The organism is Acinetobacter sp. NIPH 817 (genome assembly GCF_000368405.1).
Taxonomy (GTDB): Bacteria; Pseudomonadota; Gammaproteobacteria; order Pseudomonadales; family Moraxellaceae; genus Acinetobacter.
Map to the genome: position 1 here is coordinate 1,267,110 of NZ_KB849420.1, position 22,485 is coordinate 1,289,594.

The following is a 22,485-nucleotide window of genomic DNA, read 5'->3' on the forward strand; positions in this document are numbered from 1 at the left end:
TCCTAACCAGCGTGTCTTAATGCACGTGCTTGTTCCACAATCGCTATAAAAGCCTCATTCATGTCACTAATATGTTTATCTTTACTTGCCAATTCGCGTACTTGTTGGGGTGAACCTAAGGCTAATAACTTTCCGGCATCTTGTATGGCAATGCGGTCGCAATACTCTGCTTCCTCCATAAAGTGCGTCGTAATAATGATGGTAATGCCCTGATTTGCCAGTTCACCAATGCTGTACCAAAATGATCGCCGTGCAAGCGGGTCAATTCCGCTGGTGGGTTCGTCTAAAAATAAAATTTCTGGTTCATGTAATAGTGCAGCAGCCATAGATAGCCGTTGTTTATACCCACCCGGTAAATCACCACTTTTACTATGAGGTTTTAAATCGTATTGCTGTAAGGCTTTATCAATTTGTTGATTTAGTTTTTTGCCAGATAACCCATAGGCTCCACCAAAAAACTTCAAGTTTTCTAAGACAGTTAAATTGCTATACAGTGCAAATTTTTGCGAGACATACCCCACTTTGGCTCTTGCCTCAGCACGAGCTGTCCGTAAGTTTTTTCCAGCAACTTCCAAATACCCGCTACTTGCTGGTAGCAATCCACACAACATTCGAAAAGTTGTCGTTTTACCCGCGCCATTTGGTCCAAGTAACCCAAATATTTCGCCACGTTGAACATCAAATGATGTATTGGCAACAGCAGTAAAATCTCCAAAAGTTCGAACTAAATCTTTAACTACAATGATAGGTTGCTCTGATTTCAAATTATTAATTTGTTCTAATTGAAAAGCTTGATCAGAAATAGGTATATGTTTTGATTGCTTTTGAGCCTGCTGCAACAGCAGCATAAACGCATCTTCAAGTTCAGGTGGTCGCGTATTTGCTTTTAGCCCTTCAGGTAAAGTATCAGGTGATAGCTCTTTCTGGCGACTAATAAAGTTCACTTGTTCACCCTTTGGAACAGCATCAATAATCTCTAAATGGTTATCAAGTAACTGGGCTTGTAAAGTCCGAGCCTTAATCTGCTCTGAAGGTTTAATATTCCATGTTTGCCCACTTACTATTTCTTTTAATTGTTCAGGTGAACCTTGTTTTAAAATTTTGCCTTCGTGCATGATATATACGTAAGCACATTTTTCTGCCTCATCCATATAAGCAGTACTTATAATTACGCTTAAGTTTTCTTCTTCAACAAGTTGTTCAATAATGATCCATAAATCTCGTCTTGATAAAGGGTCTACTCCAACACTAGGCTCGTCAAGTAAGAGCAATTCTGGGGACCGAACTAAAGTACATGCCAGCCCTAGTTTTTGTTTCATCCCACCAGAAAGTTGACCAGCTAGGCGTTGAGTAAACTGAGTAAGATCCGTGATTTCCAATAACCGCTTAAACCTTTGCTCCCGTACATCCTTTGAAACACCGTGTAAGTCAGCATATAAATCTAAATTTTCCTGTATGCTTAAATCTTCATATAGTCCAAAGCGTTGTGGCATATAGCTAATACGGTCCTGTACAGCCTGCGGATTTTTACTCACATCAATTCCGAGTACATTTAATGAACCCGAAGTGGCTTTATATAGTCCTGCAATTAACCTTAATAAAGTTGTTTTTCCCGAACCATCTGGACCAACTAAAGCCGTAAGTTCTCCTTTGTTAATTTGCATATTCAAATCAACAATTGCACTAATATCTACTGATTTTTTACTCTCAGCCTTAAAAGTCATGAATAAATTATGCGCTTGAACCACTGCTTCTTCATCAGTCATGAGCTTTCTCACCTAAAGCAAGTGGTACTTTTACAGTCACAGGTTGGCCCATTTTCAATTGATCATTCGGATCATTTACATAGACCCTAACCTCATAAACTAGTGTTGTTCTAATCTCTTCGGTCTGTACTGTTTTCGGTGTGAACTCAGCCACTGAAGATATATAGCCAATTTTTCCATTAATGGGCTGATTAGGATCAGAATCACGAATAACTTGGGCCGTGCCACCCATCTTGATAGAACTTAAATCTTGTTCGTTTACATACACACGAATCCATTTTGGATCAGTTAAAGCCAATGTATAAACGGCCTTTTGCGCAGTTGTCATATCGCCAACTTCTTGTAACCGAGCTCGTACCACTGCATTTACAGGAGACTTTAATTCAGCTTGAGTAAGGTTATAGTTAATTAGATCTAAATTAGCTTTGGTTACTTCATACTGTGCTTTGGTCGCTTCACGATCTTCTTGTCGAGCACCCTTAATGATCAATTCTAAATTAGCTTGTCTTTCACGGACCGCTGCATCAGCACTATCTTTATTACTTTTAGCATAGTCTAGCTCTTGTTGGCTAATTGCCCGACCATCCGTACTACTTACCAAAATTTGTAAGCGTTGCAAGTTTTTGTTGGTTTTATCAAGCTCGGCTTCGGCAGATGCAAGTTGTGCTTTTGCTTGACTAATTTCTTCTGGGCGAGCTCCCACATCTTGTTTAACAATTGCCTCTTGTTGAGCTTTAAGTTGTGCTTGAGCTTGCTTTGCCTGAATCTGTAGTGCATTAGTATTAAGAGCCGCTAGTACTTGACCTGCTTTAACTTTATCACCCTCTTGTACTAACAGTTTCTCTATACGACCAGACTGTTCAAATGCAAGTGAAACTTGGCGAATATCAACATTTCCATATAGAGTTAATATATTATCTTTTTGATTCTTATTGTTATATTTCCATGCCCAAAACCCGATGATAACCACAGCTATAACAACCAAGACGACGGCAATCAGTTTTTTATTCATCTTATTGGCCTTCTTATTAAATTCAAATTTTCTTAGTTTAAATTCAATTTAAATTTAAATTACTCCAATCTTTGAATAAAAGATATACTTTTATGGTGAGTGAAAATTAGGGTTAAACATGTCCCGATCTAGACGAAGTGATGGTGACTTAACCAAGTCCAAAATTATTGAGGCAGCAGGACCTTTAATTGCCCAATATGGTTTTGCAAAGACAGCGAACAAAACAATTGCTAACGTTGCGAATGTCGATTTGGCTGCAATTAATTATCACTTTGATGGTCGAGACGGATTATATCAAGCTGTTTTAGTGGAAGCTCACGCTCACTATCTAGATGAAAAATATTTACTAGAACTTGTTGAAAGCACTCAGTCACCAGAAGAAAAGCTAAGCTTATTACTTGAGACCTTGCTGCATAAGTTAACTGAAAAAGATGTTTGGCATGGCAAAGTCTTTATTCGTGAACTCTTTTCACCTTCTGAGCATTTATTAAATTTTATTGAACTTGCAGGTATGAGGAAATTTTTTCTTATTCGTAAGTTAATTAGTCAAGTTGCTGGTTTAGATGAAAATGATCCAGCTGTTTTGCCTTGTATTTTAAGCGTGATGACACCTTGCATGATGCTCATTATTGCAGGACCTAATGCTCAAGCACCTGAGCCACTTAAAAATATTGCCCAGATGCCATTACACGATTTAGTTGAACATTTTAAGAAATTTTCATTAGCTGGCTTAAAAGCAATTAGCCAATCAAATCTTAAAAATTAGCCATTTAAACATTGCAAAATTGCCTGCACTGGATCTTCTGTATTTCCAGAAATAAGTTGTTTATGCATGGTTAAATGTTGCATCACTTGAATTTGAGCTGTCTCAACATTCATTAGCTTTTCTATTTCAGTGGCTAAATTTTCTGATGTTGCATCAGCCTGAATTAGCTCTTCAATGACTTTCTTACCAGCAATAATATTCGGCAAAGAATAATAAGGAATTTTCACCAAAAGTTTAGCAATTATATAGGTCAACCAATGCAACTTATAGAAAGTGACCATCGGTCTATGCATGAGCATGGCTTCTAATGTAGCCGTTCCAGAAGCTAAAGCGATGATATCACTTGCATTCATGACCATACGGCCAACTTTAGACTCACTATCTGTATTTTCTAAAATATGAATTACAGTTTTCAAATTAGGCGCTAATTGTTCAACCCCCTGCTCAATCTGTTGTTTTCGTGCATCGTTAATTGCGGGAATTAAAAATTGAATATCAGGATATTTCTTATGCAGAATATTGGCAGTTCCAAGCAACATAGGCAAAAGTCGTTCTACCTCACCTTTTCGGCTGCCTGGTAATAACGCAATATGTTTTTGATTTTCATTAAGACCTAATTGCTGTTTGGCAATTTGGATTGGATTTTCAAGTGGCAATTGTTTGGCTAATGGATGACCTACAAATGCTGCTGGAACTTCATATCGTTCATAAAAGACTTTTTCAAAAGGAAATAAGCAAAGTACTAAATCTATACTTTGTTTAATGCCATGAACACGTCCTTGACGCCATGCCCAAACAGAAGGACTGACATATTGAACTGTTTTTATTGGAAGATTCTTTTCTTTAATACTTTTAGAAAGTCTGAGGTTAAAGTCTGGCGCATCAATACCAATAAAAATATCAACGGGATTTTGAGTCCATTGGTTAATTAAACCATCACGTACAGCGAATAGTTTTTTTAAGTCTTTTAATACCTCAACAATCCCCATCACAGACAGAGTTTCCATTGGGTAATAACTATTAAAACCTTCAGCAATCATTTGAGGACCACCGATTCCCTCAAATTCGGCATCGATTCCTTGTTCTCGAAAACTACGCATAAGTTTCACACCAAGCGTATCTCCAGAAACTTCCCCAACTACAATGCCTATTTTAAGTTTTCGGTTTGCCAAGGTGATTTACCCAAGAATTTGAAATAATGCATTCTAGCATAGAGGTTTATCAATCTTGAACTTGATCGATATGTACTTACCAAAAGCAGTCACAGCACAAGCTATCTAAAATTACATTCATTCACCATCTTTTAATCTAAATTAACAATGCAATTTGAATTGTAGCTTACATTTACAAACAATAAAATAAATGAGAATTATTTACATTATCCTTAATCTTATGAATATCCCACCTCGACCATTTAAGCTTACTGTAATCGCCTGCGCGATTTGTTATGCGAACCTCTCTTATGCTCAAGAATCAGAGGTACAAGCTTTACAGACGATTCAAGTTAAAGCCACAAGTGCTGAGCAGTCTTCTGAACAGACCAAAGCATATAATGTTAAAAACTCGAGTAGTGCAACTAAGCTTAATATTGAGGCTAAAGAAACCCCTCAAACTATTAATGTCGTTACTCGTCAGCAAATTGAAGATTTCGGACTTACTAGTACCCGAGATATTTTAAGTAATACTCCCGGTGTTACTGTAACTGGATTAGAAACAAACCGAACAACTTATACTGCTCGTGGTTTCGATATTTCAAACATTTTGGTTGATGGAATCGGTATTCCTCAAGTTGACAGCTATAACTATAACAATAGTGATGCAGATAGTTATTTCTATGATCGTGTTGAAATTGTCAAAGGTGCTGATGCCTTAACAAATGCTCTTGGGGATCCTGGTGCTACAATTAACTATATCCGTAAACGTCCTACCAAAGAATTTCAAGCAAATGCTGGGGTGAGCTATGGTTCATGGGATACACAACGTTATGAAGCGGATATCTCTGGTTCTCTTACACAAGATGGACGAGTACGAGGACGTCTTGTAGGTTATGAGAAAGTAGGAGATTCTTATTTAGACCGCTATTCAGAAGAAAAAAATGGATTTCAAGGAATTTTAGAAGCTGACGTTACAGACACCACAAATGTTTCAGCAGGATATTCGAAAACTCGTCAATACGCTAATGGTTCTCAATGGGGTGCTCTACCTTTGGTTAACTCCAAAGGTGAACCATTAAGTTATTCTCGTAACTATAATTATGCACCGTCATGGACATACTACGATTGGGAAATAGATAATTACTTTGCCAATATTGAACAAAAATTATGGGGGGACTGGAAGTTAAGATTAGGCTATAACCTTAAGAAATCAGATGTTAAAGATAAAATGCTTTATCTCAGTGGCTCTCCTTCTGATACTGACAATACGTCTGGTATTTCGCTCTATCCAGAGATTTATAATCAAAAATTTAAAGAAACTACTGCTAATGCAGATATTCAAGGTACTTTTAATTTATTAGGGCAGCAACACGAAGCAAATATTGGTTATAACTGGTCAAAATATAGTGCTCAAAGTGTTTATTCGTATGGCAGTAGTTTAGGTGTTATTACCACAGACTTACCAAGCTGGACTCCTGAAGAACCGACTTGGGGAGACTTTATCTATGCAGACCCAGAAGAAAGAACCATGAAGTCCGTTTACGGTGCGACTCGTCTTCATTTAGGTGAGGATCTGAAATTTATCTTAGGTGCCAACTACACTGAAATCGACACTTTAGAATATAAAAAGAATAAAGTTTCTCCATATGCAGGTATTACATATAACTTTACTCCTGAATACACAGGTTATATGAGTTACACCTCTATTTTTAGACCACAAACTGTTATTGATCTTTCTACTAAACAAACAGCTATACCAGTAGAGGGTGAAAGCTATGAATTAGGTGTAAAAAGCGCTTGGTTAGATGGAGCTTTAACAGGAAATATCGCCATCTTTAGAACAGATGAAGATAATTTTGCACTAAACCCATTATGGGATCCGCTTTATAACAAATACTCATCTCCAATCGGAACGATTAGATCGCAAGGTGTTGAGGTTGGATTAACTGGAAAATTAACTGATAACTTAGATTTAGTTTTTGGTTTTTCAACATTTAGTCTAAAAAATATGGAAACGGGTGAAAGAGGCAGACCTAATATCCCAACTCAAACGCTTAACGTTTTGGCATCTTATACTGTTCCACAGATTCCAAAGTTAAAAGTTGGTGCAAGCATTAAGTGGCAAGACGATATACATGACACCTCTTACTCAACTGTAAAACAGGATGCGTATGCATTGCTTAACGTTATGGCCAGTTATGATTTAAACGAACATGTACTGTTCCAAGTAAATGGAAACAATCTAACAAATGAAAAATATTTGACAGGTTTATCTGGTGGCCAAGGTTACTATGGCGCTCCAACCAACTATACAGTTGCTGTAAAGTTTAAATATTAATATCGTAGCCAATCCCAATTTAGGGATTGGCTTTACTTATTATTCTTTGTGTATGTGTCAGTAAAGATGTCCAAAACTGTAAATCTCCCTGTGTCATATCGTATAAAAGTTTTCTATCGATTCTTGCTAGTTTTCGGTATGGGCTTTGCCTGTATGGCGTATTTAAGTCTTGGACTCATTGGAATTTTCCTTTTGACCCTCGACAAAGCTGAAGCTATATATCTCGCTGCATTTATAGCAATTCTATTTTACGTCATCTTTGTGATTGTTGGTTTCTGCGTTCAATCACTTTTGAAACTCACTGGGCTATCAATTGTTTTGTGTGCCCTTTTCTTTTTTATGACGCGTATGGTGGGTTATGCATAAAGGTATACGTCAATCTATGGCATGGCTACACTCATGGACTGGCTTAATTTTTGGATGGCTCATATTTGCCATTTTCTTAATGGGAAGTTTGTCCTACTACCGCCATGAAATTAATTTATGGATGCAGCCTGCACTTGCACAATATGAAGTAAAACAAGATATTGCCATTAAAACAGCATATCAATATTTACAAGAAAACGCTCCAGATGCCAAGTCTTGGTATTTAACTGTGGCTACACCTGAAAGTCCCGTCAACACTATATATTGGGAAAAAGCTGACGGCGGTTATGGCAATGCCACACTTGATGCTAACACGGGAAAAGAACTTCAACTTTCGGCAACTCTAGGCGGCGATTTTTTTTACCGTTTCCATTACCAACTTTTTGGCATTCCAATAATAGTTGGGCGATTAGTTGTATGTCTTGCTGCATTTATTATGCTGATTGCTTTGGTTTCGGGCATTATTACCCATAAAAAAATATTTACCGACTTTTTTACTTTGCGTACATTTAAGTCTCAGCGTTCATGGTTAGACTTTCATAATATTTCTTCAGTCGTTGCACTACCCTTCTTTTTAACCATTACATTTACAGGCTTAGCCATTTTCTTTTATTTATATCTACCTTGGGGAATGCAAAAGCTCTACCCTGAAAATCCTTATCAATATTTTACCGAAATCCGTACAAAGACTGTGCCTGAGAACCAATCGATTCAGCCTGCTCAAAACTTATCAATCGAAAAGTTATTAAGCCAAGTTCAACAAAGTTGGGGGAGTCAATCTTTATCAACAATTAGTGTAAAAAACCCAAATACTAATCAGGCGCAAATTACATTTATTCAGCAAGAAGACCGCTCTATTACTCGTAATCAGGCTCAAATTACATTAAATGCTTCAACTGGCAAAGTCTTAGAAGACACACGTAATAATAGTCCTATTGCAACATTAAATGCGGGTGTCTATGGCCTACATATGGCGACATTTGCTCAACCCTTACTCCGTTTAGGATTCTTTTTCTCAGGCATTCTAGGCTGTGTAATGATTGCTTCCGGTTTGTTACTCTGGAGCCTTAAACGCCAAATTCAAAATAAGAATAGTAAGTTTCACTTTGGACACTATTTAGTTGACCGTTTAAATGTTGCAGCATTTGTTGGCCTGCCATGTGCGACTGTCGCCTATTTAAGCGCGAATCGATTATTTACAGTTACGCCAACCGCGATCAATTATGAAATTTATAGTTTTTTCTTAGTTTGGCTCATCAGCTTGATCATTGCTTTATTCACTAAAAAGCAGCATTTGTGGCGAACTCAACTTTGCGTTTTTATTATGCTGTGTATTGCACTTCCCATCTTAAATCTAAGTTATTTACTTAAACACGAGTATGTTCAAAGCCTCAGAGATTATTGGACCTTTGCACGTGTAGATGTATTTTTATGGATATTTGCAGCTTTAACAATTTTCATATTCTGCAAAATTCAACCTATTCAACATAAAGCAGTAGAAAAGATTCAAAAAAAGCTAAATAAATTAAATACTAAGGTGAGCTCATGATTGTTATAGCTTTCATCTTAATCTTATTAGGTATGTATTTACTATTTATGGCGAGCGAGAAATATCGATCGCCGAAATCGACAGGACATTTCAAATCGTTAGCTCAAAAGTACTACCGATACTTTAAAATAGCTGCATTCATATTATTTGTTTTATGTGCATTTATTCTGATTAAACACTATAAATTTTCAATTGGTTTTGTCAGTTGGTGGATCTTCGCAACACCATTAACTTTTATTTTTATACTTTTAGTTAATCCACTAAAGTCATCAAAATAATCATATTCTTTAAAAATGATGAAAAATAGAACAAGCTAAGCAATATTTTGATTGCTTAGCTTTTTTTTGCATAAGTAAATCATTATTCATGACAACTGTTTATCTCTAAAAGGAATAAGATATGGACGTTTCGTGATATGTGGCGATAAAGATGTCTGGTGCTTTTGAATTTATCTTAGCAGGTATGTTAGTTGGTTTCTGTGTAGGGATTACAGGAGTTGGTGGTGGATCATTAATGACACCAATTTTAATTGGCCTTTTTAGAATTGAACCTCATATCGCAATTGGTACCGATTTACTTTATGCCGCAATTTCAAAGTTCTGTGGATCAATGGTTCACGCTAGAAAGCTCAATATTGTCTGGCCAATTGTTTTATGGTTAGCAGTAGGTAGTATTCCTGCGTCTTTCGCTACCACGTGGGTACTTGAGCATTATTTAAGTCAGTCAACACACTATAAATCTGTATTAACCATGGTGTTGGGCTTTATGCTGACTTTGACTGGTGTATCTATCATTTTCCGCTCCCGTATTGAGAAGTTCTTTAGTCGTTTTAGAAATAAAGAAGTCACTCAAACTGAGACTGAGCATTTAGCTATCCATAAAAAACGTAGCTTTATCGTAGTTATGGGTATTATCTTAGGTGTATTCGTAACGCTTTCATCAGTCGGTGCTGGTGCATTTGGGATTATGGCACTTGTGATCATGTTCCCGAACTTACCAATGATTCGAATTATTGGGTCAGATGTTGTACATGCCGTATTGCTCACTTTAGTGGCTGGTCTTGGACATATGAGTGCTGGTAACGTCGACTTTACGCTTCTTATGTGGTTATTGGTGGGTTCAATTCCTGCAATTATTGTTGGTACGCTAATTAGTTCTCGTATGCCTGAACGTTTAATCCGAAAAATTTTAGGGATTACCCTATTTGCCCTCGGTGTTAACTTTATGGTTCACCCAGTCAAAGCAAAACCGAAAGCACCTGTGGTACAACAACAAGCTGTGGTTGCCGAAAAAACAAGCAACTCAACTGAAAGATAGCAAAATCAATAAGATTTTTCCAAACTGAAATACCATGAGATGTAGGATTTTCATAATTATTTCATGGTATATTCAGTATACAAAACAACCTTTAGTATGATCGAACCAGTGACAGCAATGACTACACATTTAAATTCCGTTTCAAAGCCAGATATCGACGACGTTAATATTAAAAGCATTCAAACTCTTGTAACACCAAATGAGCTTAAGTCAGAACTTCCTTTATCTGATGTTGCTTCACAAACTGTTCTAAAAGGCCGCGAAACCATTCGTAATATTTTAGATGGTTCTGATAAACGTTTGTTTGTCGTTATTGGTCCTTGCTCTATTCACGACCCGAAAGCTGCTCACGAATATGCCGATCGCTTAAAAGTGCTAAGCGAAAAAGTTAAAGATACTCTATATCTAGTTATGCGTGTTTATTTTGAAAAACCACGTACGACAATTGGTTGGAAAGGTCTAATTAATGACCCTGACATGAATGACTCGTTTAACATTGAAAAAGGTTTACGTATTGGTCGTAAACTCTTGCTTGAGTTAAATGAAAAAGGTTTACCATGTGCAACTGAAGCACTTGATCCGAACTCCCCGCAGTACTACCAAGACTTAATTTCTTGGTCTGCAATTGGTGCACGTACAACCGAAAGCCAAACTCACCGCGAAATGTCTTCTGGTCTATCATCACCAGTAGGTTTTAAAAATGGTACAGATGGTGGTTTAACTGTTGCAACCAATGCCATGCAATCTGTTAAATATGGCCATAGTTTCTTAGGCCTTAATGAAGATGGTCAGGTTTCAATTATTAATACAAATGGTAACCCTTATGCACACGTTGTATTACGTGGTGGTAATGGTAAGCCTAACTATGATGCTGGCTCTGTTGAAGAAGCAGAAAATGCTTTAGCGAAAGCAAAAGTTAGCAATAAAATCATGATTGATGCGAGTCACGCGAACTCAAATAAAGACCCGTACTTACAGCCACTTGTTCTTAAAAATATTACGGAACAAATTTTAGATGGTAATAAGTCAATTGTCGGTCTTATGGTTGAAAGTCACTTAAAAGGTGGTCGCCAAGATATTCCTGAAAATCTTTGTGATCTCGAATATGGTAAATCAGTGACTGATGGCTGTATTGACTGGGAAACAACTGAAAAAACATTACTTGAAATGCATGAAGCTTTAAAAGACGTTTTACCAAATCGTTAATTCATCTTTTTAAGAAGATCAATTAAGCCCTCATTTTGAGGGCTTTTTTATTTTTATTCGTCGGAATTTAACATCAAACTAAATAAAAATAACTCACTACAAAAGCAAAAAGTAGCACGGTTTCGCTAAGCTCAATTGCTGCCCCGACTGTATCACCTGTAATACCGCCAATTCTTTTAATAAGCAGATGCCTTAAATAAACAAGGCCAATTAAAAAACCAATGATGGCAATAAGCCCTTGCCATTCCCAATATAAAGCCAATAGCAGAACGAACCCAACTATTATCCAAGAAGCCGTTTCAGGTAAATGGTCAGTTAACGAACGACCTAAACCTTTTTCACGGACATATGGTGTAGTTAAAAACAAAATAGATGGCACAACACGACCTAGTACGGGAACAAAGACTAAAAATAACGTTTGATGTTGTTCAATCAATACATAAATCAGTACAAACTTGAGCAAACAAATAATAAGTAAACTTAGCACGCCAATTGGACCACAACTTGGATCCTTCATAATTTGTAAAGTACGTAGTTTGTCCCCAAAACCGCCGACCCATGCATCTGCCGTATCAGCTAACCCATCTAAATGTAATCCCCCTGTCAGCCAAACCCATAAAGTCATGATGATGGCAGCCAGTAAAAGAACGGGTAATTTAACCAAAAGACACGAGATAAGAAAAAGAATGCCACCAATAACCAGCCCAACCAGTGGATAAAACAAAATAGCTCGACCATTTTGTTGCGCCGTTGGCATTGACTTTAGCTCAATAGGTAGAACAGTTAAAAATTGCAATGCAATCCAAAAAGGTGTCATATCCAAGTCTCTAACTGATCTATATTTAAAAGCAAATTGGATTATGAAGAAATAAAAATAGGAATAGCAATCCCTATTCCCATCAAAGACTTCAAAAACTGAAAATCTATTGGATTTGATAGCACTGTTTCAATTTGATGTAGTCGTAATAAAAACTGGTTGGTGTATAACGTGCATAGTTACATGCAGATTTGAATAAAGTTTCTTTTTCGTTATAAAGCATTTTTACCAAAGTATTGCCTTGGCTATTTTGGTAAATATCCCATTGGACATTTGCTGCCATAGGTGAAACTACTTCACCGCGCCATGCGCTGGTTGAGTAATTATAAGTCTGACGTAGTGGTAAAGGCTGCATCATATTATGTAAATCTAGGCTGGTTGCCAAAGGAATAATAATTTCAGCATGGGCAAACCGTAAAACTGCTTTGTAAGGCTGAGCTTTATTTACCACGGCGTCAACTTGTTGGAACAGGTCCTTTTTAAGCCCTTGAGCAATTTCACTTGTGACTTGATTTGACTCTGTAAAACTTGGACCTTTTTCGTAAAAATCGTTTGCATCATTAAATTCAGCATAAAATTTTGCAGCATCTAACGGCATATATTTATCAAAATCGATACCTTTTAACTCATCTTTCATACCACCAGAAATTGAATAGAGCTCATAAACATAAGCTGCTGCATCAACTGCGCTAGCAATCGTATTTTTCCCCTTACCTTTTTCTGTAATTTGCTCACCTTTTGGTGAAGTTACCGTAAAGGATCCGGTATTACTAAAGTTATAACCTGTTGTACCCAGTTTTTTAATAAAGTCTGCTTTAAAAATCGGATTAAGCACTGTTTCGGCAGTTTTTTCAGCTGCTGTATTTTTTGATAACTCATCTAACTTTTGGACTAAATCTTTATTATTTTCTTCAAAATCCTGATAGGCCTGACTAGCATCATAAATTTTTTGTTGATTAGGACTCAATGGCTGAGTTAAATCTTCATCTGCATTCAAACTATGAAAATAGAGTTTAAAACGATCAACACCACTATCTTCAATACTTGGAACGCTTGCACTCGATAAACTGGTATAAGACGTTGGCACAATTTTATCTTTAAGTTGTGGTTGTTGTTGAATGAGTTCAGCCGTGAAGAATTTAGCACTATCTACTGCACGATCTACCCCAGAACTTTGTACCAATATAGATGCTTGCGAATTTAAAAGACTTGGTAAGCGTTGTAATAAACGATCTGCAATGCCACGGTGTTCTAAAATACCAGTCATAGTTTCATTTCCATAACCGTACTGGCGAATTCCTTCCACGCCATAGCCTAATAAGATATTGGCTTTCATCATCGCTTCTAAATCTGCACCCAATTGTTCACCTAATGGTGTTAAAGCATTTTCTGCTTTTGCCTGTTTCCATAAATTATAAAGTGCCAAATCATATTTCAGGCTTGAGAGGCCTCTTGAACCGTGACGCGCCACTAACTCTGTAAAAACTGGCTGGAACCCAGTGGGTGCTTGTTCGTAGTTTTTTATTTCTTGGTGTGGTTGGTAAGGTGTTTTTGTTTGATAATATTTTGATGAGTTTGTTAGAGCAGTTGTTTGAATGTCTTGATTATCATTATTGTTACAAGCCACGAGTAATAATGATGCTGCAAGCACAGTCGTTTTAAATAAAATATTCATAAGTCAGATGAGTGATTAATAAGAAATGCCAATAGCTTAATTTTTAGCAATGACAGTTCTATTACAAACACTCAAATATCTTTATAAAAATAATAACTTACATATGTATAAAAATATAAAATTGCTATATCAACATAAAGTTTAATTGATCATCTGTTTCAGAAAATTCGAATGAATATAATTTCCCAAGCTCTGCCGGCATTTTTAGCAAATCATCTAAAGGTTGTTGCTGGGCTAAACAAGCTAATAGCTTAATCACACCACCGTGGGTAACAACCAATGCATGTTGCCAGTTTTGGTTTTGCATCTGTACAAGTAGTTCCTGAAAACCTTTAAGAACCCTTGTTTGAAACTGCATTAATGTTTCTGCGCGTGGTGGACAATATTGACTCGGTTTTTGCCAAAAATTTGCCAGTAATTCTGGTGAAGTTTCATAAATTTGCTGAGTTGAGACGCCTTCCCACTCACCAAAATACATTTCTTTTAAGTCATGGTTTAAAAGTAAAGGTAACTGAGTTATCTCTGCAAGTTTCTCAGCAAAACAAGCACAACGTTTTAATGAGGAACTTACAATGACATCCCATGATTGATTTGTAAGTTGCTCAATGGTTGACTGCATTTGCTGCCAACCTTTTTCCGTTAACTTATCATCCAAATGTCCGCGTAAAGTATGACTATATTGACTCTCACCATGTCTGAGCAAATCAATTCTGAATTTACCCAATTTTATCCCCGCTTACGGCAGCTTGAGCAAAGGTAGCCATTTGGTTGTGTAATACACATGCCATTTTAACTAATGCTAAGGCAGTACCAGCACCACTACCTTCACCTAACCGTAAATTCATTTTTAAAATCGGCTCAGCATTGAGTTCTTGTAAAATACGGCGGTGACCATATTCAGCCGATTGATGGCCAAATAACATCCAGTCACGTACTTGAGGGTTCATCCGCACAGCACATAAAGCAGCGACCGAGCTAATAAAGCCATCTACAATAATAGGTAAGCCAATCTGCGCACATCGAATATAAGCACCTACAATTGCCGCAATTTCTAGACCACCAACTGCACACAATGTTTTGAACGCATCACCAGTAACATGTTTATGATGAAGCTCGATTGCTTGTTCGATTACTTCAATTTTATGTCTTAACTGATCGGCACCAATTCCTGTACCAACTCCCGTTAATTGCTCAGCAGTATCATTTAATAAAAGACATGCTAAGGCAGAAGCAGAACAGGTATTTCCAATTCCCATTTCACCAGCAATATAAATATCTGCACCTTCAGCTTTAGCCGTATCTACGCTCTTTTTTCCTAACTCTAAAGCAGCGCGACATTCATCTACGTTCATTGCCGCTTGCTTGGCAAAATTTGCCGTGCCCGCACGAATGCAATGACGGTCAACACCAGCATATTCATATGCATCGCCAACTGTGCCGCAATCAATGACTTGTAGATGAGCTTGATGATATTTAGCAATTACACTAATTGCAGCCCCACCTGTTGTGAAGTTTTGCAACATTTGACGTGTAACAGCTTGAGGGTATGCTGAGATATTTTCTTCGACTACCCCATGGTCGCCTGCAAAAATTGTGATCCATGGAAGGTTAACCTGAGGATGGGCATTTGACTGTAAACTGGCAAGTGTAACTGCAATCTGTTCTAAATCACCCAAAGCACCTGTAGGTTTAGTGAGTTGGAGTTGATGTTGCTCCGCTTGTTGTTTGGCTTCCAAATTAGTTTGCTGTACAGATTCTAACCACCAGTTCATTTTACTTCTCACCTTTTAAAATCATTGGAAAACCCGCTACACAAAAAACAACCTTATCTGCAATTTGCCCTAGAGCTTGATGTAGTCTGCCTGCTTCATCGACAAACCGTCGACTGATCTCACCGAGTGGCACAACACCTAAACCCGTTTCATTACTTACTAAAATAATTTCTGACTCAAGCGTAGGTAAAACTTTTAACAGCTGCTCACACTCAAATTGTTGAATACTTTGATCATCTAAAAGTAACAAATTGGTTAGCCAAAGTGTTAAACAATCCACCAAAATAATTTGATTAGGTCGATCAATTTTCTGCAAAGTTTTTGCTAACAATAAGGACTCTTCAACCAAAGACCAGTGAGCAGGACGCTGATTTTGATGATGTTCAATTCGACTTTGCATTTCTGGGTCAAGCGCTTGCGCCGTAGCAACATAAGTCACCGCTAATTGCATATTTATTGCTGTTTGTTCAGCGAGTCGGCTTTTGCCAGAACGGGCTCCACCCAAAATCAGTTGCAACATGAATCACCTAAGAACAAATGCTGAGACGGATATAACTTACCTTGTAAAGTTTGAGCTTGATAACAACCAAACGTTAAATGCTCGACTTTAAGGTCAAATTCAACGTGTTTGTATTGTACAGGTAATTGGGAAATTTTATGTAAAATCAAATCACTACTATAGTCTTTTTTATACAATCCCAATGTAATATGCGGACAATATTCTAAAGCGGCAATTTCATGAGAAATTAAACCTAACTTTTGGCGTATTAGGGATAAGATATTCTCTGTATCTTGGATTTCTACAAATAAAGCACTACTAAAACTATCGACTAAACCAATTTTTAAATGAAACGGGGCAAAATCTTCTTTTCTTAAAATTTCCCTTTGCTGCTCAAATTCACTAAAAATAAAGTCATCAGGATAGATTCTGGTTTCGTGTTTTAAAAATCCGCATATAAACAGCGTAATATGATATTGACGGCTATTGGGTTCTAATAAGAATTCTGAAAAATGCGCGCGCAAGGCATCTAAATAATCAACTAGTTTTTGATCATTAATTTCTAAATACCATAAAGCATAATTTTGACGCCCAAGATGCCATTCGGGATAGTCCCGTATAGATGTTGGCACCATGAACGTCGAAGGTTTTAGCAGCACAGCTTTAATTCAAAATCATTCAATTTTCGTATTAAAGCATGTTTGCCTTTCAATTGTAGAACATTAATTATTTAAATGAACTTAAGCATATTGAGTACGCGTACTTTTGGAGTTGGTCATCTTCATGTTTAAAGGCTGTTTACCTTGTTCAGAAAATAAATATTGAACTAATTGCGTTAACTCAACTTCAAGTTGTCTTTTTTGGGAAGTACTCATATCCAATTTCTGAATTTGCTGTTGTAAATGTTTAATCGCATCAGCCTCTTCAATTTCTAAATATTGAATTGCATAGGCATACCCTAGCGCAGCGCCTTTTAATAGGTTTTTATAAGGCAAATCATGACCTATATTCACCTCAATTGACGCAATTACTCTTTCATTATGAGTTAATTTGCGAAGTGGATCTCTTGCCACACGCTGACACGGATCTTTAAAAGCATATTCACATGAGTCTAGAAAGCTCTGTGCCATGCGATCCAAATCTTTTGCATAGTTAGGTAATACAATTGCAAGCCCTTGCTTTACTTCTCTAATTAAGTTTTCTGCAAATGCTTTAACTGAATGATCACCCATGGCAACACCAATAGATTCATATTCTAGTAAAGATGCGTACCAAGCAAGCATGGCATGCACGCCGTTCCATAGACGGTTTTTGATTAATTGAATGTCTGTAATCTGATTAACCAAGACAATTTGACGTAACTTTTCGAGTAAAGGGCTACCTTTTTCTACATAAATTGGCATATCCGTTTCGCTATGAAACAGAATTAGGTCCATGCTTTGTAATATATGACCTGGCTGGAAATTACGGCGCATGTTATCAACATATAAAGATGCCTGATTTTGCTGGTCTTGGGTCAATTTATTACAATCTTCAATTTCAACATGTTCTTCATGCTCCGCATCAGATAAATGCTGTTCAAGAAAGTGATGCTTAATACGAAGTTGACGATATAAATTCTGATTAGATAGCTTTGAAACCATGCGGTTTACAACGGTGTCGCAAAAATAATGTTCTTTTAAAATATGCTCGGTTACATCTTCATCATTGGTCAACTCTAATAGAGCTTCTCTAAGATGCTTCATAACCAAATATTTCGCACCAACTTTATTTAAAATAATTAGAAAAGTTAACGGTTCAATACATGTTTCAAGTGACGAGTTAAAACGCGCATATAATCCTTTTGCAATTATTTTTGATTCAGCTTCAATCGCTTGCTCAGGTAAACAAAGTGCAATCAAACTTGAATGAGTATACATCTCTAACATTTGTTGTTCATTTTCAGAATCAACAATGGTCATATTCTCAATACGTTCATCATAAGAAAATTGCCCATAGCGAATACTATAAGTTCCAAATGCATTCACAGCTTCTCGAAAAAGACTATTACGTGTAGAAGCAATAATTCTCTTTGGTTTTGTGTATCCATCCCAATGTGACAAGATTTGCGCTATATACCCCCCACCGATAGCACCAAAACCGTGTATCCCAACTGTCAGTTGATTCAAGCTTTGTGGAAAAGGTTCCTGTATCTCAGGCATATCCATAACAGGAATAAATTGGTCGAGATCTATTAAGAAGTCATACATTTGATCATAATAAAAATGCGCTTTTTCCAGCATTTCATCATTTGGCTCTTTAATATCTTTTAATAAAATTGTTAAACCTTTTGAAGTGTGAGCCGAGGTTAAACCATTTTCAGAATCTTCATACATAAGACACTGATTAGCATTCAAGTGAAGTTGACTAGCAGCTTTTAAAAAGATTTCTGGATGCGGCTTTCCTTGCTCTACTTCATCACCACAGGTAATCACATCAAAAAATTTATAAACATTCGCATTAATTAAATATTCTTCAGCAATTGTCCTACGGCTTGAAGTCGCAACAGCCATTCTTAAGCCAGATTTTCGTAAACGTTCTAAAACTTGAACTAAACCTTTTTTAATCGGTACGCCGTGTTTTCGAATATATTCGAGTTCCATCTCATCAGCTTTTTTTCGAATTTCTTTATAGGGAACATTTACGCCATATAACCGTTGAGCCAATTGCTCAGCAGTAGTTGCACTTAAACCTAAACATTGCATTAAATATTCGTGAGAAAATTCCTGTCCAATGAGTTCTTGAGATGCTTGTTGCAATGTTTGAAACCGCAACCTCTCAGTATCAAACATTGTCCCATCCATATCAAAAATTGCTCCATGAACAGGTTTTCCATGAAAAATAAGCACGCTTTTTCCTCTTTTTTGATCATGTTTTATTCAGGGTATACAAAAATTGGTTAAAAAGGCGGGATATTAATAAATGAAACATTAGTGGTCATTTTTTAATCAAAAATATAAGAGATCTGTTACTGATTAGCGTTAATACTCTAAAAAGGTTGAACAATATGAATAAGTATGAAGCTAACTGTAGATGCAAGAACGGCAAGCCATCCTCGCTTGCCGTTCTTGGTTTATTCTTTTTGTTGCGCTGATAGTATTTATTTTTCTTAGTTCCGTTTACCGCTACTTGAACCCGCATATTTTTATAATGTCTCGCAGGTGTCACATACCAGAAATCAACTCACCTTTCGCTATTCTTATTATTGGAGTTTCTGGTATAACTCTAGATTTTATTAGAAAATAAGCATGAACAAATAGAATATAAGATTGATATTACGACCAATGTCTTTGCTCCTTATTAGAAATGGCTATATCGCTACTATTAATAATGATAATCATTTTCATTTGATAGTTCAAGCTTTTTCTTCGTTATTTGTGCTTCTCTCTTTTTTGAAAAAAGATCTGCAACAATTAATACCCCTCAATAAAGTATTTTCTAAATGTAGTTAGAAAACGATTAATTCTTAAACTACACTTCTAAACCATTCTTATTGATCAAGTACATCAACAAATTGGGCATTTAAAAGCTGAGCTAAATCTTTTGGATTTAAACCAATATCCAGCCCCCTTTTTCCACCACTTACATAAATTTTGTTAAAGTTTTGAGCTGATGCATCAATGACGGTTTTTAATCGTTTCTTTTGGCCTAAAGGACTAATCCCACCTACTAAATATCCTGTTAAACGTTCAGCATCTTTAGGATTAGCCATTTGTAATTTTTTACAGCCAAACGCCGTAGCTACTTTTTTTAAATTTAATTGGTGATTAACTGGCAAGACAGCAACGAAATAATTTTTATCGTCACTTACCATTAGAGTTTTAAAAACTTCGTTTACATCTAAATCTAATTTTTCGGCTGCTTCTAATCCAAAACTTTTGGCATTTGAATCATGTTCATATTCATGAATAGAAAATTCGATTTTATTACTTTTTAACAATCTACATGCAGGAGTCATGATACGTGGTGTTATAGATGAAATTATTTCGATTATAGTTTTTTTAGAAAAAATTTAAAATTTGCTTAGGCTATTTACAAGAGTTACATAAAAATTCAAACAGCAACTGAAGAAAAAATAATCTCAACTTGATATTCGTTGCTCGACTCCATATATTTTATTTAGATTTGAAGTCTGAGCTGACAATTTTATGAGTTATAAACACAACAATCTGATGGCAATGCGTCACCGTTTTTGGGATGAATCATCAGATTCTGTATTAAATGAAAAGCAATTTTTGCAGCAGACGTTAATTGAACAAGGTATTTTTAATAATGCAACCCTTGATGATGTTAAGTACTTCTTTTATACACTTCCTAGCATCATTATAGTAAAAGCTCATGCACTTGGTTTTATGCATGATTCAGTCAAACAGATGTTATTGCAACATATTCAGACCAATCGCCTGCATTTGATGCAGAAATCTGAATTAAAGATTCAATTTAAAATGTAATCCATTTTGTTATCAAAGATCTGTTTTATCTTAGTTTTACTTATCTGAATTGTTTTAATTTCTTAAATTTCCAAATTGCTTAGGCTATTTAAGGATTAATGGAATAAAGATGACCATATTGGCCTATCATTCAGTCTGAGAGAACTATTTTAATACGCTCAAAACATGTAATATTCGTTACAATTTTAGATCACCAGCGTTTGGCTGCATGATGCGCATAGGATTCTATTTTCATGTCAAATCAGAAAGATAAGCTTAAGAGTTTAAAAACTTCTTCCATGGATCGACGCTTATCAATCGCGAAAGCTTCTTTACTTGCAGGAACGCGTTGGGCAACTGCAAGTGCCTCTTCTTTATTTTCTAATGAAGAAGAAAAAGAAAAGAAACGCAAAAAAGCGATGAGCGAACAAGCTAACTATCTGGTTTCTGAAATAGGTAAACTTAAGGGTTCTATTGTTAAAATTGGTCAAATGATGGCTCTTTATGGTGAACACTTTTTACCAGAAGAGATTACTCAAGCTTTAAATACCCTAAATAACCAAACTGTTGCCTTAGATTGGCCTGCAATTAAGCCACATCTACAGGAGCAATTGGGCGCGAAGTTAAATGATTTAACGATTGATCATGAACCAATTGGTACTGCCTCTCTCGCACAAGTACATCGTGCAACCCGTAAATCAGACGGCTTAGAGTTAGTCTTAAAAATCCAATATCCTGGCGTTGCAAATGCAATTGACTCAGATATGAGCTTGTTTAAAAACATGCTTAAACTGACACGTATGGTGCCTCAAACCCGTGAATTTGATCAGTGGTTTGATGAAGTACGTGAAATGATGCATCGCGAAGTTGACTACGATGTTGAAGCTGCCACTACCCGTCGCTTCGGTGAACGCTTAAAAGATGACGAGCGTTATATTGTTCCGACAATTGTAGATGAATACTGTACCAATCAAGTACTTTGCATGACTTTTGAACGTGGTGTTCCAATCAATAGCCCTGTGATGTTGTCTTTGCCTCAAGAGCGTCGTAATCAGCTCGGCGAAGCTTCACTTGAAATTGCAGTTCGTGAAATTTTTGAATGGGGTGAAATGCAGACTGACCCTAACTTTGGTAATTACCTTGTTCGTTTGGGTAATGGCCAAGACGTTCAGGACAAAATTGTGTTATTAGATTTTGGTGCTATCCGTCAGTTTGATGAACATTTGTTAGCAGTTGCACGTCAACTCATTCAGGCAGGTTATCAGCATGATAAAAATGCGATGGTGGAAGCCATGACTGGATATGAATTTTTTGATGCAATGCCTGAAAGTATTAAACCAGGCATGGCCGATGTCTTTTTAATCGCGACAGAAGCATTTAGTACCCCTGCAAATAATCCAGATATGCCTGCTGGCCTTATGGATGAACATGAACGTTATGACTGGAAGAAAAGCCAGTTACATAGCCGTGTTATGCAGCAAGCAAGTAAATCAATGGCATCACGTTATTTCTCGATTCCTCCAAAAGAATTTATGTTTATTAGCCGTAAGTTTATTGGGGCCTATACGTTTATGACAGTTATTGATGCAAAAACAAATGTGCGACGTATGATTCGTAACTTTGCTTAATTTAATAAAGGACTAGAATGATTCCATGTCATTCTAGTCAATACCTCTCAACCCACCCAACAATTAAATAATTTTAAATAAATAAAATCAAACACTTATAATTTTATTATTTTCTATTTGCCATTTATCTACTCATTTTTTGAATGTCAGT

20 protein-coding genes and 1 pseudogene are annotated in these 22,485 nt (G+C 36.5%); 9 read left to right on the forward strand and 12 right to left on the reverse strand.

The features are described from left to right. Nucleotides 1–2 precede the first annotated feature (2 nt). Together F968_RS09605 and F968_RS09610 are read right to left on the reverse strand one after the other, a co-directional pair. Nucleotides 3–1,766, reverse strand: coding sequence for an ATP-binding cassette domain-containing protein (locus F968_RS09605; protein WP_004792586.1), 1,764 nt, complete (start codon nucleotides 1,764–1,766; stop codon nucleotides 3–5). Beyond that, nucleotides 1,759–2,778 carry an HlyD family secretion protein gene (locus F968_RS09610; RefSeq protein WP_004792589.1) on the reverse strand — a complete coding sequence of 340 codons (1,020 nt, stop codon included), beginning with the start codon at nucleotides 2,776–2,778 and terminating at the stop codon, nucleotides 1,759–1,761. The genes F968_RS09605 and F968_RS09610 overlap by 8 nt, the downstream gene beginning before the upstream one ends. 118 nt (nucleotides 2,779–2,896) lie before the next feature. Between F968_RS09610 and F968_RS09615 the strand changes: the two genes are divergently transcribed. Then, nucleotides 2,897–3,544, forward strand: a complete 648-nt coding sequence (locus F968_RS09615) for an error-prone polymerase regulator EppR (RefSeq protein WP_004792591.1) — start codon at nucleotides 2,897–2,899, stop codon at nucleotides 3,542–3,544. Here F968_RS09615 and lpxB read toward each other — a convergent pair. After that, nucleotides 3,541–4,716 (reverse strand): lipid-A-disaccharide synthase, encoded by a 1,176-nt coding sequence (gene lpxB, locus F968_RS09620; RefSeq protein WP_004792593.1) that lies wholly within the window; start codon nucleotides 4,714–4,716, stop codon nucleotides 3,541–3,543. The two genes, F968_RS09615 and lpxB, sit on opposite strands and share 4 nt — an antisense overlap. A 220-nt stretch (nucleotides 4,717–4,936) precedes the next feature. On the opposite strand from lpxB, the gene F968_RS09625 reads away from it, so the two are divergent. From F968_RS09625 to F968_RS09640, 4 genes are all read left to right on the forward strand, one after another. Then, nucleotides 4,937–7,036: a TonB-dependent siderophore receptor gene (locus F968_RS09625; protein ID WP_004792595.1), complete on the forward strand. Its 2,100-nt coding sequence runs from the start codon at nucleotides 4,937–4,939 to the stop codon at nucleotides 7,034–7,036. 66 nt (nucleotides 7,037–7,102) lie between these two features. Next, the gene (locus F968_RS09630) at nucleotides 7,103–7,402 is read left to right on the forward strand and encodes a hypothetical protein (RefSeq protein WP_004792597.1); all 300 of its coding nucleotides are present in this window, start codon (nucleotides 7,103–7,105) and stop codon (nucleotides 7,400–7,402) included. Further along, entirely contained in the window at nucleotides 7,395–8,951 is a 1,557-nt protein-coding gene (locus F968_RS09635; RefSeq protein ID WP_004792599.1) for a PepSY-associated TM helix domain-containing protein, read from the forward strand. The genes F968_RS09630 and F968_RS09635 overlap by 8 nt, the downstream gene beginning before the upstream one ends. Next, nucleotides 8,948–9,229 (forward strand): hypothetical protein, encoded by a 282-nt coding sequence (locus tag F968_RS09640; RefSeq protein ID WP_004792601.1) that lies wholly within the window; start codon nucleotides 8,948–8,950, stop codon nucleotides 9,227–9,229. Before F968_RS09635 ends, F968_RS09640 begins: the two co-directional genes overlap by 4 nt. On the opposite strand, the pseudogene F968_RS19750 reads toward F968_RS09640, so the two are convergent. Next, nucleotides 9,204–9,319, reverse strand: a pseudogene (locus F968_RS19750) (hypothetical protein). The gene F968_RS09640 and the pseudogene F968_RS19750 sit on opposite strands and share 26 nt — an antisense overlap. Before the next feature lie 61 nt (nucleotides 9,320–9,380). On the opposite strand from F968_RS19750, the gene F968_RS09645 reads away from it, so the two are divergent. Both F968_RS09645 and F968_RS09650 read left to right on the forward strand, forming a co-directional pair. After that, on the forward strand, nucleotides 9,381–10,268 hold the full coding sequence (locus tag F968_RS09645) for a sulfite exporter TauE/SafE family protein (protein WP_004792603.1): 888 nt from the start codon (nucleotides 9,381–9,383) through the stop codon (nucleotides 10,266–10,268). Nucleotides 10,269–10,364: 96 nt separating this feature from the next. After that, the gene (locus F968_RS09650; RefSeq protein WP_004792605.1) at nucleotides 10,365–11,474 is read left to right on the forward strand and encodes a 3-deoxy-7-phosphoheptulonate synthase; all 1,110 of its coding nucleotides are present in this window, start codon (nucleotides 10,365–10,367) and stop codon (nucleotides 11,472–11,474) included. A 73-nt stretch (nucleotides 11,475–11,547) separates the two neighbouring features. On the opposite strand, the gene F968_RS09655 is transcribed toward F968_RS09650, so the two are convergent. From F968_RS09655 to ybaK, 8 genes are all read right to left on the reverse strand, one after another. After that, nucleotides 11,548–12,291, reverse strand: a complete 744-nt coding sequence (locus F968_RS09655; protein ID WP_004792607.1) for an adenosylcobinamide-GDP ribazoletransferase — start codon at nucleotides 12,289–12,291, stop codon at nucleotides 11,548–11,550. 106 nt (nucleotides 12,292–12,397) lie between these two features. After that, entirely contained in the window at nucleotides 12,398–13,966 is a 1,569-nt protein-coding gene (locus tag F968_RS09660) for a histidine-type phosphatase (RefSeq protein WP_004792609.1), read from the reverse strand. Nucleotides 13,967–14,090: 124 nt separating this feature from the next. Beyond that, nucleotides 14,091–14,690, reverse strand: coding sequence for a histidine phosphatase family protein (locus F968_RS09665; protein WP_004792611.1), 600 nt, complete (start codon nucleotides 14,688–14,690; stop codon nucleotides 14,091–14,093). Next, nucleotides 14,683–15,738: a nicotinate-nucleotide--dimethylbenzimidazole phosphoribosyltransferase gene (cobT, locus tag F968_RS09670; protein ID WP_004792612.1), complete on the reverse strand. Its 1,056-nt coding sequence runs from the start codon at nucleotides 15,736–15,738 to the stop codon at nucleotides 14,683–14,685. Before cobT ends, F968_RS09665 begins: the two co-directional genes overlap by 8 nt. A 1-nt stretch (nucleotide 15,739) precedes the next feature. Beyond that, nucleotides 15,740–16,258, reverse strand: coding sequence for a bifunctional adenosylcobinamide kinase/adenosylcobinamide-phosphate guanylyltransferase (gene cobU / locus F968_RS09675; protein WP_004792614.1), 519 nt, complete (start codon nucleotides 16,256–16,258; stop codon nucleotides 15,740–15,742). Continuing rightward, nucleotides 16,246–16,872: a 2'-5' RNA ligase family protein gene (locus F968_RS09680; RefSeq protein ID WP_004792616.1), complete on the reverse strand. Its 627-nt coding sequence runs from the start codon at nucleotides 16,870–16,872 to the stop codon at nucleotides 16,246–16,248. Before F968_RS09680 ends, cobU begins: the two co-directional genes overlap by 13 nt. Nucleotides 16,873–16,977: 105 nt before the next feature. Further along, nucleotides 16,978–19,125 carry a bifunctional mannitol-1-phosphate dehydrogenase/phosphatase gene (mtlD, locus tag F968_RS09685; protein WP_004792618.1) on the reverse strand — a complete coding sequence of 716 codons (2,148 nt, stop codon included), beginning with the start codon at nucleotides 19,123–19,125 and terminating at the stop codon, nucleotides 16,978–16,980. Nucleotides 19,126–19,766: 641 nt separating this feature from the next. Then, nucleotides 19,767–20,234, reverse strand: a complete 468-nt coding sequence (gene ybaK, locus F968_RS09690; RefSeq protein ID WP_004792620.1) for a Cys-tRNA(Pro) deacylase — start codon at nucleotides 20,232–20,234, stop codon at nucleotides 19,767–19,769. A gap of 190 nt (nucleotides 20,235–20,424) precedes the next feature. Between ybaK and F968_RS09695 the strand changes: the two genes are divergently transcribed. After that, nucleotides 20,425–20,727: a hypothetical protein gene (locus F968_RS09695; RefSeq protein WP_004792622.1), complete on the forward strand. Its 303-nt coding sequence runs from the start codon at nucleotides 20,425–20,427 to the stop codon at nucleotides 20,725–20,727. Between the two features lie 233 nt (nucleotides 20,728–20,960). Then, a complete protein-coding gene (locus F968_RS09700) occupies nucleotides 20,961–22,334 on the forward strand; it encodes an ABC1 kinase family protein (RefSeq protein ID WP_004792624.1) in 1,374 nt (457 codons plus the stop codon). Nucleotides 22,335–22,485: the final 151 nt, after the last annotated feature.

Bases quoted from the DNA above. Each gene is read 5' to 3' on its own strand.
- F968_RS09700 (WP_004792624.1), top strand. From the start codon at position 20,961: ATGTCAAATCAGAAAGATAAGCTTAAGAGTTTAAAAACTTCTTCCATG.
- F968_RS09650 (WP_004792605.1), top strand. From the start codon at position 10,365: ATGATCGAACCAGTGACAGCAATGACTACACATTTAAATTCCGTTTCA.
- F968_RS09655 (WP_004792607.1), bottom strand. From the start codon at position 12,291: ATGACACCTTTTTGGATTGCATTGCAATTTTTAACTGTTCTACCTATT.
- F968_RS09630 (WP_004792597.1), top strand. From the start codon at position 7,103: ATGTCCAAAACTGTAAATCTCCCTGTGTCATATCGTATAAAAGTTTTC.
- cobT (WP_004792612.1), bottom strand. From the start codon at position 15,738: ATGAACTGGTGGTTAGAATCTGTACAGCAAACTAATTTGGAAGCCAAA.
- F968_RS09645 (WP_004792603.1), top strand. From the start codon at position 9,381: ATGTCTGGTGCTTTTGAATTTATCTTAGCAGGTATGTTAGTTGGTTTC.
- F968_RS09635 (WP_004792599.1), top strand. From the start codon at position 7,395: ATGCATAAAGGTATACGTCAATCTATGGCATGGCTACACTCATGGACT.
- F968_RS09695 (WP_004792622.1), top strand. From the start codon at position 20,425: ATGAGTTATAAACACAACAATCTGATGGCAATGCGTCACCGTTTTTGG.
- F968_RS09615 (WP_004792591.1), top strand. From the start codon at position 2,897: ATGTCCCGATCTAGACGAAGTGATGGTGACTTAACCAAGTCCAAAATT.
- F968_RS09605 (WP_004792586.1), bottom strand. From the start codon at position 1,766: ATGACTGATGAAGAAGCAGTGGTTCAAGCGCATAATTTATTCATGACT.
- F968_RS09640 (WP_004792601.1), top strand. From the start codon at position 8,948: ATGATTGTTATAGCTTTCATCTTAATCTTATTAGGTATGTATTTACTA.
- cobU (WP_004792614.1), bottom strand. From the start codon at position 16,258: ATGTTGCAACTGATTTTGGGTGGAGCCCGTTCTGGCAAAAGCCGACTC.
- F968_RS09610 (WP_004792589.1), bottom strand. From the start codon at position 2,778: ATGAATAAAAAACTGATTGCCGTCGTCTTGGTTGTTATAGCTGTGGTT.
- F968_RS09660 (WP_004792609.1), bottom strand. From the start codon at position 13,966: ATGAATATTTTATTTAAAACGACTGTGCTTGCAGCATCATTATTACTC.
- ybaK (WP_004792620.1), bottom strand. From the start codon at position 20,234: ATGACTCCTGCATGTAGATTGTTAAAAAGTAATAAAATCGAATTTTCT.
- F968_RS09625 (WP_004792595.1), top strand. From the start codon at position 4,937: ATGAATATCCCACCTCGACCATTTAAGCTTACTGTAATCGCCTGCGCG.
- F968_RS09680 (WP_004792616.1), bottom strand. From the start codon at position 16,872: ATGGTGCCAACATCTATACGGGACTATCCCGAATGGCATCTTGGGCGT.